At 45.7% G+C, this 12750-nt stretch carries 11 protein-coding genes; 4 read left to right on the plus strand and 7 right to left on the minus strand.

Annotation, left to right across the window (positions count from 1 at the left end):
* Nucleotides 1-9: 9 nt before the first annotated feature.
* Complete coding sequence (locus QMY49_RS16765) at nt 10-852, minus strand: helix-turn-helix transcriptional regulator (RefSeq protein WP_005451367.1); 843 nt, start codon at nt 850-852, stop codon at nt 10-12.
* A 382-nt stretch (nt 853-1234) separates the two neighbouring features.
* Between QMY49_RS16765 and QMY49_RS16770 the strand changes: the two genes are divergently transcribed.
* From QMY49_RS16770 to QMY49_RS16785, 4 genes are all read left to right on the plus strand, one after another.
* Complete coding sequence (locus QMY49_RS16770) at nt 1235-3142, plus strand: PTS fructose transporter subunit IIABC (protein ID WP_283315564.1); 1908 nt, start codon at nt 1235-1237, stop codon at nt 3140-3142.
* A 92-nt stretch (nt 3143-3234) separates the two neighbouring features.
* The gene (gene manA / locus QMY49_RS16775) at nt 3235-4452 is read left to right on the plus strand and encodes a mannose-6-phosphate isomerase, class I (RefSeq protein WP_430381707.1); all 1218 of its coding nucleotides are present in this window, start codon (nt 3235-3237) and stop codon (nt 4450-4452) included.
* A gap of 200 nt (nt 4453-4652) precedes the next feature.
* Nucleotides 4653-5588: an ADP-ribosylglycohydrolase family protein gene (locus QMY49_RS16780; protein ID WP_283315569.1), complete on the plus strand. Its 936-nt coding sequence runs from the start codon at nt 4653-4655 to the stop codon at nt 5586-5588.
* 144 nt (nt 5589-5732) lie between these two features.
* A complete protein-coding gene (locus tag QMY49_RS16785; protein WP_283315572.1) occupies nt 5733-6638 on the plus strand; it encodes a LysR family transcriptional regulator in 906 nt (301 codons plus the stop codon).
* Nucleotides 6639-6703: 65 nt separating this feature from the next.
* Here QMY49_RS16785 and QMY49_RS16790 read toward each other — a convergent pair whose 3' ends face one another.
* From QMY49_RS16790 to norV, 6 genes are all read right to left on the minus strand, one after another.
* Complete coding sequence (locus tag QMY49_RS16790; RefSeq protein WP_009697164.1) at nt 6704-7699, minus strand: HlyD family secretion protein; 996 nt, start codon at nt 7697-7699, stop codon at nt 6704-6706.
* Complete coding sequence (locus tag QMY49_RS16795) at nt 7699-8022, minus strand: DUF3302 domain-containing protein (RefSeq protein WP_009697165.1); 324 nt, start codon at nt 8020-8022, stop codon at nt 7699-7701. The genes QMY49_RS16790 and QMY49_RS16795 overlap by 1 nt, the downstream gene beginning before the upstream one ends.
* 426 nt (nt 8023-8448) lie before the next feature.
* Nucleotides 8449-9306 (minus strand): DUF2608 domain-containing protein, encoded by an 858-nt coding sequence (locus QMY49_RS16800; protein ID WP_009697166.1) that lies wholly within the window; start codon nt 9304-9306, stop codon nt 8449-8451.
* A gap of 330 nt (nt 9307-9636) precedes the next feature.
* Complete coding sequence (locus QMY49_RS16805) at nt 9637-9975, minus strand: TehB family protein (RefSeq protein ID WP_283315577.1); 339 nt, start codon at nt 9973-9975, stop codon at nt 9637-9639.
* 42 nt (nt 9976-10017) lie between these two features.
* A complete protein-coding gene (gene norW, locus QMY49_RS16810) occupies nt 10018-11166 on the minus strand; it encodes an NADH:flavorubredoxin reductase NorW (RefSeq protein ID WP_283315580.1) in 1149 nt (382 codons plus the stop codon).
* A gap of 10 nt (nt 11167-11176) precedes the next feature.
* Nucleotides 11177-12679: an anaerobic nitric oxide reductase flavorubredoxin gene (gene norV, locus QMY49_RS16815; RefSeq protein ID WP_005451353.1), complete on the minus strand. Its 1503-nt coding sequence runs from the start codon at nt 12677-12679 to the stop codon at nt 11177-11179.
* Nucleotides 12680-12750: the final 71 nt, after the last annotated feature.

Consider the following 12750-nt stretch of genomic DNA (forward strand, 5'->3'; position numbering starts at 1 on the left):
GTTTCCGTTCTAAATTGAACCGCGATATTCCGTCGGCGTTCTGCCAGTGCGATTCTTGAAGACTCGGCAGAAATAGTTCACATCTTTGAATCCACAGCGCACCGATACCTCATTCAACTTAAAGTTGTATTTCTTGAGCATAAACTTCGCGCGATCTACTCGAACCCACGTAATGTAATCGGCTAACGTCATGTGACCTTGCTGACGGAACAAACGCGACAAATGGTTAGAAGAGATGCTGAACCTCGACGCAATACTGTCACGTGTGATTGGACGATGGAAGTTCTCTTGGATATAGATACAAATACCCTGATACAGATCTTGCACTCGGCTGTGCGCCTGCGTCTCAATAGGCGCATCTAACATCGACTTAGCGTATTGCAACAAGGCTTGCAGCAACAACTCATCCATTGGCTTTTTATTGCACTCACGAGCCAATGAACTCAGCGCTTCCAAGATATTATCAATGGCAAATCCAGAACGAGTTTGAATACTGTGTTTTTGAATATCGTAAAAGCTCGCTTCCCCTTTACGTTTGGACACGAGACTCAAACCCAATTGACGGCGACCAAAGAGAATACTTAATACCGAGCAGTCTGTATCCCAGTCAGGTTTATTCCAACAGTTAGGCGGAATAAATATCGCATCACCGGTTTTCGCCACGATATGCGTCACTTTGCGATCATGACTTTCCATTTCATTAATATATTCACCAGATAAGACCAATTCTAATCGAGGGAAGTTAACCTGATAGCTAAATTCAGGTGGTGTATGAAAATCACCAGCAAACCATATATTGTGGAATGGTTCTCGCTCGTTTAATACTGATGAAATCAAATCATGAAAAATCATTTTACGTACTCTTAAACACGCATCCATGATGCTATACCTATAGATATACACCCTACTGGATTTTTGTGCTATTGAGCAAAATCACACTTCCATTTTAAGGTTACAAAAATCCAGTTAACGCATCAATTATCCAGTCTAGCAAATCATCAACAAAGCCTTTAAACCCTTATATATGGGAGCAATGACACATTTCACTTATGGTTCATCGACTTCCACATAATGTCACAGATATGCAGTAAGCTTATCCAGTAGACGATCTACATCACACTCTAGTCGGGCGGTTACAATCGTCCAGTAAATGCATTTTTTCTTCACTACTGTCTCCGCTTGGTTAATTTCAAAATACCCCTGAAATAAAAATTATATTTATAGGGGTTCGACAATGATCACCAAACTAATAAATGAAGACTTGATTAAGCTTGATCTTCAAGCGACTTCAAAAGAAGACGTATTTAAAGAACTGGTTGCAGTTCTACACGCCCAAGGTCGTATTTCAGACCAAGAGCAATTTCTTGCAGATATAAAAGCACGTGAAGAATTAGGTAACACCGGATTTGAAGATGGCGTTGCTATCCCACACGCGAAAAGTGCAGCAGTTCTTGAACCAGCGGTTGTGATCGGCGTAAGCAAATCAGGTATCGAATACGGCGCAGAAGACGGTTTACCTTCAAAACTGTTCTTCATGATCGCTTCTCCAGACGGTGGCGATAACCACCATATCGAAGTTCTTGCAGAACTGTCTTCAAAACTGATTGAAGATGGTTTCATTGATGCGTTCTTAGGTGCAGCAAACAGCCAAGACGCACTGGCACTCCTACTTGCTAAAGAAGAGCCGCAAGCAGTGGCAGACGCACCAGCAAACCAAGGCTTCATCATTGGTGTTACTGGTTGTCCTGCGGGCGTTGCGCACACTTACCTAGCAGCAGAAGCACTAGAAAAAGGTGCAGCGGCGATGGGCTACGAAATCAAGGTTGAAACCAACGGTTCAATCGGTGTGAAAAACAGCCCAACCACAGAAGAAATCGAACGTGCAGACGCAATCATCGTGGCATGTGACAAACAAGTCGACATGAACCGCTTTGCGGGTAAACGCGTGGTTAAAACCAACGTAAAAGCCCCTATCCGCGATGCTCAAGGTCTGATTAACGAAGCGTTAAGCGCTCCAGAATACCAAGCAGAAGCAAGCAGCAATGCACAAGCGTCTGTTGCAAACAAAGCCTCTCAGGCTCGCTCTGACCTGTACCGCTACTTGATGAACGGCGTATCACACATGATCCCATTCGTTGTAACGGGTGGTCTGTTGATTGCACTTGCTCTTGCAGTCGGTGGTCAACCAAGTGAAGCGGGCATGGCTATTCCTGAAGGCAGCATGTGGAACCAAATCCTCAACGTAGGTGTGGTTGCCTTTACGCTGATGATCCCAATCCTAGCGGGTTACATTGCTTACGCGATTGCTGACCGTCCTGCTCTAGCTCCTGGCTTGATCGGTGGTTGGATTGCAAACAACGGTTCTTTCTACGGCGCAGACGCAGGTACAGGCTTTATCGGTGCCATCATCGCTGGTCTGCTTGTGGGTTACTTCGTGAAGTGGATTACGTCGATTAACTACCACAAGTTCATTCAACCTTTGGTGCCAATCATGATTGCGCCAATCACAGGTTCGTTGTTCATCGCTGGTCTTTTCATCTTCGTTATCGGCGCGCCAATCGCAAGCCTAATGGATGGTCTGACTGCACTACTAACAAGCATGAGTACAGGTAACGTCGTTCTACTGGGTATCGTACTTGGTGGTATGGCTGGCTTCGATATGGGTGGTCCATTCAACAAGGTCGCATTCCTATTCTCTGTGGGCATGATTGCGAGCGGTCAAACTCAATTTATGGGTGCGATGGCGTGTGCAATCCCTGTTGCACCTCTAGGCATGGCACTGGCAACGGCGCTTGGTCGTAAGTTCGACCTGTTCGAAGAATCAGAAACCGAAGCGGGCAAAGCAGCTGGTGCAATGGGTCTGGTTGGTATCTCTGAAGGTGCGATTCCGTTCGCAGCGCAAGATCCAATGTCAGTGATTCCTGCAAACGTACTTGGCTCAATGGTAGCGGCAGTAATGGCGTTCTCATTCGGCATTACCAACAGTGTTGCTCACGGCGGTCCAGTTGTGGCTCTACTTGGCGCGATGAACCATCCAGTACTTGCTCTGATTTGTATGGCAGTTGGCGCAGTAGTTACCGCAGTAACGTGTGTAACTCTGAAGAAAGTTCGCAAAGCAAAAATGATGCAAGCAGCCGCTTAATCACCCATACCCCCAAATGGCTCCTATGGCTTGGACAATGTCGTCCAAGCCATGATTTTCTCTCATGGTGACACTCTATGTCTGATTTAACGATGTCCGATACACAAACGATTCAAACTCAAGCTAAGCATCCGATGTTTTTCCTGATGAACAACGTGATTCAAAACTACGCTTGGGGCAGTACTACTTCTGTTAACCAACTGTTTGGCATTGAAAACCCAACGGGCGAACCACAAGCAGAAGTATGGATGGGCGCGCATCCAAACGGTTGCTCATTGGTGATGGTAAACGGTGAGGAGACCAAACTGTCTTCACTGATTGCTCAAGACATGAATGCCTTTCTGAGTGAAGAAGTCGCAAACCGTTTTGGTGAACTTCCATACCTGTTTAAAGTGCTTGCCGCTGAGAAAGCACTGTCGATTCAGGTTCACCCAAACAAACAGCAAGCAGAATTAGGCTTTGCACTGGAAGAAAAACAAGGCATTCCCCTAACCGCTGCAAACCGTAACTACAAAGATCCAAACCACAAACCTGAGTTGGTTTACGCGCTAACCGAATACCAAGCGATGAATGGCTTCCGCCCAACAAGTGAAATCATCAGCTTCTTCTCTGAGCTGGCGATTCCTGAGCTACAAGGCTTGGTGGATGACCTTATCGCAAACCAAACGCCAACTGGCTTGGCGACCTTCTTCTCGGGTCTACTGTCACTAGAGGGCGAACAGAAAGAGATGGCGTTGACGGTGCTATTGGCTCAAGCTCGCATCACCGGCTTACCTCTGTTCAACCTTATTCTTGAGCTAGAGAAGCAATACCCTGGCGATATTGGTTTGTTTGCGCCACTGATGCTTAATGTGATTACCCTACAACCGGGTGATGCCATGTTCTTGGATGCAGAAACGCCACACGCTTACTTGAAAGGTACAGGTCTTGAGATCATGGCGAACTCAGACAACGTACTGCGCGCGGGCCTGACACCAAAATACATGGACGTGAAAGAGCTTGTTGCGTGTACACGCTTCAACGAGAAGCCGTTCGACAGCCTATTGCTTGCACCGAATGAAATCGACGATATGTTGGAATACCCAATTCCTGTAGACGATTTCAAATTCGCTATCGTTAAGCAAGCTCACCAGCGCACTCTAGAAGTTCAAACCGCTGAGATCCTTATGCCTCTGGATACCAAGCTTGTGCTAACTCACGCAAACGGCGAAACATGCGTAGTTGAAAAAGGACAATCAGTTTTCATTCCGGCTTACGCAAAACAGGTCACTTTGGATTGTGAAGGTCGTGTCGCACGCGCTTACAGCTAATCGTAATTATTAATAGTACGCCACTAAAACCAACGCCTCGCCACTCGCGGGGCGTTTTGCTTTTAACCCTAGTTTTTTAACCCTAGTAAAGCAATGGTTAATTAAGCACTATAGTCTTGATCCAAAACAGAAAAATTTACCTACAAAACCAAGAAACTGTGTAAGACTTATTGAGTAGCCCTGTTGATATAGGTGGCAAGATGACTCATAGAAACGCTCGCTCTCTTCATGCCATTATCGGCGCACTCGTCGGTGATGCAGCATCTCTCGGATTTCATTGGCTTTACGATCAAGAACTCATCAGGCAGTTTGGTTCTCCGCATCCGGAATTTCATCAACCTAACCGAACTGAATACCATGACAAAGGTTATTTTGCCCACGGTAGCAAGCAAGTCGGTGATCTCACCCACTACGGAACACAGCTTGTTGCCATGTTAGACGCTCTGGTTCAAACCGGACACTACGACGAGGCGCGTTACATTCGCTCCTTTCGAGAATGGTTTGATTTTGGTGGTAAATGGCAGGGCTATACAGACAAACCGACAAAGCAAACACTGCTCAACATTCATGAGTTGGAAGCCAAAGAACTGCGCGTGACTCTATGTGGGGCTGACGACACGCAGAATCCAGCATTATCCAAGCTTCCGCCTTTGGTGGCTTTTCATTCCGATGATGACAAACTCGCCAAACTGGTCGATTCCGCCGTGCGGGTTACCAATAACAACGACACCGCAGTTATGTATGCCCAAGCTATCGCAGTGATGATTCAGATGGCATTGCAAGGCGCTGCGCCCAAAGCGTGTGTAATGGCAGCTCAGACGGTTTCTCCGACGATTGCTAACGACATTCAACGTGCAGAAGCCATGAGCGGAAGAAGTGCCACCAGCGTTGCGGAGTCGATTGGGATGCATTGCGGTTTAGATGCTTCATTTGTGGTGATTTGTCATTTGTTGATGAACTCAGAAAGCTACGAAACCACCATGCGTGAGAACATTTACTGTGGTGGCGATTCAAGTGGACGAGCTATTCCGCTCGGTGCCATTCTTGGGGCAAGTTACTACGACACACCAATGTCGATTCCAAATCATTGGATGGATCAAACCGCGCTACCTCGCCGTTTACTACAGTGTTTATAACCCTTTTCAACCAACGAAAAGAACAGAACCCATACTCTGGTCTTTTCGTTGGTGATGATTTGAATCTTGCCTGACAGAAATAATCCTCGAAATCTTTACGCTATCCACCTACATTGAAGATAAAGTAAATCAAAGAGATAGCCTATGGACCTTAACTTGTTAAAAACGTTTGATGCGGTCATGAAGTCAAAAAGCGTCAACGATGCTGCTACCGCGTTAAACATCACTGCGCCCGCCGTGAGTCACGCACTCAACAAGTTAAGAGATCAATACCAAGATCCCCTCTTTGTTCGTCAAGGCAGAGGCATCGTTCCGACGAATTTCGCGATTGAGTTACACGCAGAAATCAAAGAGCCTTTAAGCCTATTAATCAACGGTTCGAAATCTCGTCAAGAATTCACGCCAGAAACCAGCCAACGCACGTTTCGAATCTCTAGCCATAAAGACATCGATTTAATGCTTGTACCAGCTTTGGCGAAATACAAATCTCAGCATGCACCATTGGTGTCTATTGAAGCGGATGTGGAACACTTGAACGAACAAGACCGCCAAGACGATTTAAGACGCCGACGCGTAGATGTGATCCTTGCTACCGTGCCTTTGACGGATCATGGTTATCACAATGAATTGTTGTTTGAACAAGAACTGATGGTGACGGTAAGCCAAGGTCATCCTCGTATTCAGGACGCACTCACGTACGACGACTTCATGCGTGAATCTCATGTAACTTGGAGAACGCAGCGACTTAACACCAACGCTTTAGACTCTTTGATCATCGAAGATACGCTGCCCCCGAGGCAAGTGGCTTACTCCACCGGCTCGACCATGACAGCGCTACAGTTAGTGTCGCAAACCGATTGGATATGCGTTACGTCGCGTTGGTTCTCTGACAACTTAGCAAGCAAGCTCGGATTGAACGCTTTCCCTTTGCCCTTTGAAGCCAATAAGGTGCCTATTTACATGACTTGGCACCAATCACAAAAGAACGACAAAGGGCATGAATGGCTGAGGAATGCAATTAAACAGGCGGTCGCTCAATCCATTAAGTAACAGACGAGCAATAGCAGTACACCCATAGAAAAAGGGCAAAGCCTGCTGCTTTGCCCTTGATGTCATTAGCCTTCGAATAACCAGTTTTGCCAACTCTGCATTCTCAGAATCACTTTACGTACGATACTGAACATTTCCCATTTCGGTGAGTACACCGCAACATGTGCATCTGTGCCGGATGGCAATGGCATGTCTTTTACCAAGTCTGGATTATCCAGTTCCACTTTCACTAAGATTCGACCACCAGCAGGAATTTGTTCTGGGTACTTCATGTTACCTGATGGTGATACCGCGCCTTGAGCAAAAATGTCATTCACTTGTGTCACATGCGCCTTGTAAGCATGACCGGGAATGGTATTGAAGGTCACTTCCGCCGGATAGCCGACTTTCACGTATCGTGCTGGCGCTTGTTTAAATGCAGCAAACAGTTGTTTGTCTTCTTTGTGGACGAAGGTCAGGTTGCCTTGAAACGGCACAATGCGACTCTTCATCCCCGGACGCAGCGCCACTTGCGTGACATAGCCATCCGTTGGTGCGGTGACGGTGGTTTTGCCTAGTTTAAACTCAGCAACAGCTAACTCTGATTGATATTTGCTCTTATTTGCCTTTTGTTCCAGCAATTGGTTCTCAATATCGTCCACTTTCTCTTGAGAAGAATACCCCTTACGCCCTAACTTTTGGTATCTCTCCAGCTCCGCCTGATAGAAATCAATCGCTGATTCGGTACGACTGATATCACCTTGAATACGGCTCACTTTATCTTTGAACGGTGTATCGTCAATTTGATAGAGAGGGTCACCCGCTTTCACTTGTTGGTTTCCTTGCACATACACGTGAGTAACTATACCTTCTACCTGAGAAGTGATTGGTGTCGTCACACTGTACAAACGCGCCATGCGAGAAACGGGTTGATACATTGCCATATAGAGAAAAATCCATCCCACGATGAACATGCCAATAACGGATGCCGTGGTGAGTGTCCACTTGGTTTTAGGTACACGAAATACTCGAAATACGATAACGCACAGCGCTACGTAACTTAGGATGATAAGAGTTTCCATTATTCGTCCCCTCTCACTTGCTCAAGTTGATTGATACGAACCAGTAGTTGCTCATAATCTTGTTGAGATACCGAAGGCTTAGCACCTAACCAGTTTTGCTTCTCTCCGTCGTACATGGCTGCCCATATCCAAAGAAACGGCCAAATCACATGAAGAAAGAACAAGCTCACCCAACCGGCAATATGAATCGCATCGGCATGGGGATGGTTGCGCTTTTTTGCAATTTCGTAGGGGATATCATGTAAAGCTATCAATCCAAAAATCAGAATTAACAGCACCACAAATAAGATCGCCAGAGAGGCGTAGTCCAACATTAAATTCATTGTGGAAGCTCCTAGTTTAAGACGCTTTAGACGTTTAAGACGATCTAAACAATGCTAAAACGTAACTGAGTGATGACTTTCCTTAAGCTTGTCGCTCCGTCGCAATGAAGAAATTGTAGGATGAGGCTTACATCAGGACTATTGATTCCTATTTAAATGACAGTTTAGTGATATTTAATTGTCTATAAAATCATCAAGTTAGACCTCTATACCCATTCAAATCCTGAATGATTTCAGAATAAGCAGAACAGGATCGAATCTAGCTTTCTACAGGCAGAAAAAAAGCGATACCAACATTGATATCGCTTTGGATAAGGTTGCAAGACCAGTAAATAATCCGAAAAAATCGATTGGACCCCTCCATCTCTCTAAACGGGTATTAATAACCCGGCGCAAGCAACAAACCTAAATCACTTTTTCATCTGGTTATTGACCCAAACAAGTGTCACCCATACGTGCAGGCGCAATCTGGTCCAGGACTTTGTTTAACGCTTTCCAATCACTCGCCATCTTATTTGCTTGTTCCTGTGTTAGTACTGCTCCATTTGCTGCAATACGGTCATGCTCTACTTTGGTATAGTGGAAGATTGTCATATCTACTGCTTTGTCATCTTTGTAGGCATTCTTCATATTGACGACGTTCTTCTCACTGTCATCAACAAACACAACGTCACTAAAGCTTTGATCTGTCTTATCTAAAATGTACTCAAGCATGGTGCCTTTGTTCATACCTGTGGTCATCATAATGCCATTGATGTAGCTCAGCGGGCGCTTGGGATTATCGATATAGATAGGCAGTGCATCTGAACCTTTCTCTTTAAGCGCAGTGCGTGTCATATCAAATTGATTACGCATCATTTCACGCTCTGTGGCGTAACGATAATTTGGAGAACGAGACGTTAGAGCCATCACCGTTAGACCATCATCTTGCCAGCCGCGCAACATCGCAGGCACGCCATTTTCGATGGTTTTCATCGGTACTAGCTCGTACAGCATGCCGATGGAGTCTTGAAAAAGACAATCGACTTTATCGCCATCTTTCGGCTTCACATCCAATTTACCGCGTTGCCATTGGTACCAAATATCGCCCCCAATATCGGAAGTCGAAGTCAGCAAAGTATTGTCGATATCAACCACGATCAGTGGATTTTTCCCTGCTTCTTTCAGCTGATTTACTTTAGCCGCAACATCGTTAAAGTTGTTGGTATCTTTGACCTCCACATCTGCCATTGCGTTAGTTGCGAATGCCAGTGCGCAAAATAGAGCCACTTTTTTTAGCGTCATAGTATTTCCTTAAGTTGATTCTTTCCGAATAACTCGAGCTTTTCAACATTAATTACGTTATAACATAACAAAAATATCGTAACTTTTTGTTATATTCCAACTATATAATTGATATCCATCACATAAATGAGAGCACGGTTTCGTTTTAACGCTCTTCTCGTCGGAGTTCTGTGTACGCAAACCATTATTCAACATCATTTGTAATCGTCGTAAAGTAAGAGACAAAAAAGAGCAGAGACGAATCTCTGCTCTTTTGCCTACGCTTAATGCATAGTGTGATAGTAAACGCTTCTTCCCGACAAATTAGCGCTGTATTCACTTCTGTATGCGTTATTTCTTCGCGTGGAACATCGCTTGCCCACTCTTATCTTTGTTCGACCAAAAATTGATGTTGAACTGAGCATCATCGCTCATCTCAATTCGGTGCCAATATTGCGGAGGACTGGTAGCAAACTGGCCTGCATTAATCACCACCACCAATTCTGCTTCTGTGGCATTTTCATCAGCAAAGCCGTAGTAAGTCACTTGCCCTTCCATGACACACAGCTGCCCAAACACACCCTCAGCGGTATTATGATGAGTCAGTAGCGCTGGTGGCACATTGTCTTTAGTGAAGAAAGGCGTTGAACGTTGAACAGTCCAGTCTTTAGGAATTCGTATGTGCGACATAATGATACCCTCTCTAATTACAATTCTTTTCGTTTAAATCGGTTAAGCCTGACCGGCTTGAGACAACTCTCGAAGTAATGGAAATGCTTGGCTGACTTGTTCGCCCGTCACGACGAAGCCCATGAGTCGACTATTTTCATCTTCAGCCTTTGCGGCAATACCAGTTTGAGAAATCTGCACGCTCCAGTTCATCACCGAACTAAAATCGCCCGCTAATTGAATTGGGTAGCTCGGCGTTTTCACCTTTACCATCATAGGTGGTAGTTTCAACTCTGCTTCTTGCCCCAGTAGCTGTTTGCCTAACACATTGGCACTTAGCACGATCGGTTGGAGATACGGCATCATTCGACCTTGGATCTCGGCGCAATCGCCTAATGCAAATACATTGGCTGCTGATGTCTGTAATCGAGCATCCACCTTGATGCCTTTATTGACGCACACCCCACAAGCCTTCGCTAACCAAGTGTTAGCACGTAAACCCGCCGCTGAAATCACTACATCGGCTTCGATTGCATTACCTTTGCTCACGCTTGCTACCAGCGAATCATCTGAGTGATTGATCGCGACAACCCCGGTCTCCAAAGCAAGTTGAATACCTTGCTGCTTAAGTTGGCTTTCGAGCGGTAATGCAACGAATTCAGGAATCAGGTTAGCGAGCAAACGGGGATTTGGCTCAACCACCGTAACCGCTTTACCACTGGTCGCGAGATCCATGGCAATCTCGACGCCGATCAACCCACCACCAATCACTAAAACACGTTTCGCACGGCTAATTTTCTCTTCTGCCAATTGGTATTCTTGGAGTGAGTTTAACGTGATCACCTCAGATGCCGCATTGCCTGACATCGGTGGCACAAAGGCTCTCGCACCTGTCGCAAATACCAATTTGGAGTAAGGATAGACTTGACCATTGACTACCACTTGCTGAGCTTGCACATCGACATGCTCAATCATGGTATGGGCAAATAACTCAATGTTGTGTTCCTGTGCAAACGCTTCTCCACTCTTAACCACTAGGTCTTGGGCGGTTTGCTTATTGCTAAATACATGACTCAAATCAGGCTTGTTGTATTCCGCGCCATCATCAGCAGTAAACACTTGCAGCGGAATATGTGCGTCCATTCGACGCACTGTTTTCACCAATTGGTAAGCCGCAAAGCCGCTACCAATAATCACAATAGGAGCTTGCATATTCGCCCCCTTACCCGTTGTATTCGACAAAAACGTCTTTACCCAAGTGGCATTCTGGGCACAAGAAGTAATCTGGCACTTCAGTCCAAGCCGTACCTGGTTCAACACCTTGATTAGGCTCACCTTTAGCTGGGTCGTAAACCCAATTGCAAACCGTACAAACCATGCATTGACAATCTGCAGGATGCGCCTCGGTACTAGGGTTACTAGGAGCAGCATCTACCACAGCTTGTGTTGCTACTTGTGCAGCGGGTTGTGATTGAACTTGTGGTGCAGACGCAGCAATCGTCGGTGCAAAAACAGGGCTCGTCAGGTCATGCTTCGCCCACAATTTCGCGATATTCTGACCATGTTCACGGCACTCACGCATCGCTTTACCATCTGGTCGCCATTTGGTTTTCAAACTCACTGCGGTTTCAAAGCCTGCGTCGGTCAATCGAGCATGGATACGATCCACCGCGCCACCATTCCACCCGTAGCTACCGAACGCAGCGGCTTTCTTCGCTTTAAAGCGCAGACCGGTAATTTCTTCTAGCATGCCTGCGATCTTCGGCATCATGACGTTATTCATCGTAGACGAACCAACTAAGATACCTTTTGAGCGGAATACATTGGCGAGAATTTCATTCTTATCGTGCTTAGAGACATTAAAGACTTTAACCGCCACACCAGGATCGACATCGTGAATGCCCTGCGCAATGGCATCTGCCATCATTCGGGTGTTATTTGACATAGAATCGTAGAAAATCGTAATGCGATCTTCTTGATAATTGTCTGCCCACGCCAAGTATTGCTCGATGATTTGAACCGGATTATCGCGCCATACAATACCGTGTGACGTTGCGATCATGTCGACAGGCAAGTTGAAGCTCAGCACTTCTTTGATTTTAGCGGTTACCAAGCTGCTAAATGGCGTTAGGATGTTTGAGTAGTAACGCAAACACTGCTCCATCAATTCATTTTGATCCACTTCATCATTGAACAGACGTTCATCGCAGTAGTGCTGACCAAATGCGTCGTTACTGAATAGCACCGCATCGCCCGTTAGGTATGTCATCATGCTGTCCGGCCAATGCAGCATTGGCGCTTCCACAAACACCAGTTGCTTGCCATTGCCGATATCGATACTGTCGCCCGTTTTTACGGTTTTGAAGTTCCACTCGGGATGGTGGTGATGACCAACGATGGAGTCAATCGCCGCTTCTGTACAGTAAATTGGCGTGTTCGGGATCTTCTCCATCAATGCAGACAATGCGCCCGAGTGATCTTCTTCTGCATGGTTTACCACGATAAAGTCGATAGACTTAAGGTCGATTTCCATCTCTAAATTTTGGATGAATTGTTGACTGAATCGATGATCGACCGTATCAATCAGTACGGTTTTCTCTTCACGAATTAGATAACTGTTGTAGCTGGTACCTTTTGTCATTTTGTATTCTGTACCATGGAAGTCCTGAACTTCCCAATCGCGCTGACCTACCCAATGAATGTTGTTTTTTACGTGAATTGTCATAATTACTACCTTGAATGACGAAATAAATAAGAAGAACTGACTTTTATATTGCATCGGGCATGCCAACTTTT

Source organism: Vibrio harveyi (genome assembly GCF_030060435.1).
Lineage (GTDB): Bacteria > Pseudomonadota > Gammaproteobacteria > Enterobacterales > Vibrionaceae > Vibrio > Vibrio harveyi.

Excerpts from the sequence above, each read along its gene's own strand:
- QMY49_RS16765 (WP_005451367.1), bottom strand. The coding sequence starts at position 852 with ATGATTTTTCATGATTTGATTTCATCAGTATTAAACGAGCGAGAACCA.
- QMY49_RS16770 (WP_283315564.1), top strand. The coding sequence starts at position 1,235 with ATGATCACCAAACTAATAAATGAAGACTTGATTAAGCTTGATCTTCAA.
- manA (WP_430381707.1), top strand. The coding sequence starts at position 3,235 with ATGTCCGATACACAAACGATTCAAACTCAAGCTAAGCATCCGATGTTT.
- QMY49_RS16780 (WP_283315569.1), top strand. The coding sequence starts at position 4,653 with ATGACTCATAGAAACGCTCGCTCTCTTCATGCCATTATCGGCGCACTC.
- QMY49_RS16785 (WP_283315572.1), top strand. The coding sequence starts at position 5,733 with ATGGACCTTAACTTGTTAAAAACGTTTGATGCGGTCATGAAGTCAAAA.
- QMY49_RS16790 (WP_009697164.1), bottom strand. The coding sequence starts at position 7,699 with ATGGAAACTCTTATCATCCTAAGTTACGTAGCGCTGTGCGTTATCGTA.
- QMY49_RS16795 (WP_009697165.1), bottom strand. The coding sequence starts at position 8,022 with ATGAATTTAATGTTGGACTACGCCTCTCTGGCGATCTTATTTGTGGTG.
- QMY49_RS16800 (WP_009697166.1), bottom strand. The coding sequence starts at position 9,306 with ATGACGCTAAAAAAAGTGGCTCTATTTTGCGCACTGGCATTCGCAACT.
- QMY49_RS16805 (WP_283315577.1), bottom strand. The coding sequence starts at position 9,975 with ATGTCGCACATACGAATTCCTAAAGACTGGACTGTTCAACGTTCAACG.
- norW (WP_283315580.1), bottom strand. The coding sequence starts at position 11,166 with ATGCAAGCTCCTATTGTGATTATTGGTAGCGGCTTTGCGGCTTACCAA.
- norV (WP_005451353.1), bottom strand. The coding sequence starts at position 12,679 with ATGACAATTCACGTAAAAAACAACATTCATTGGGTAGGTCAGCGCGAT.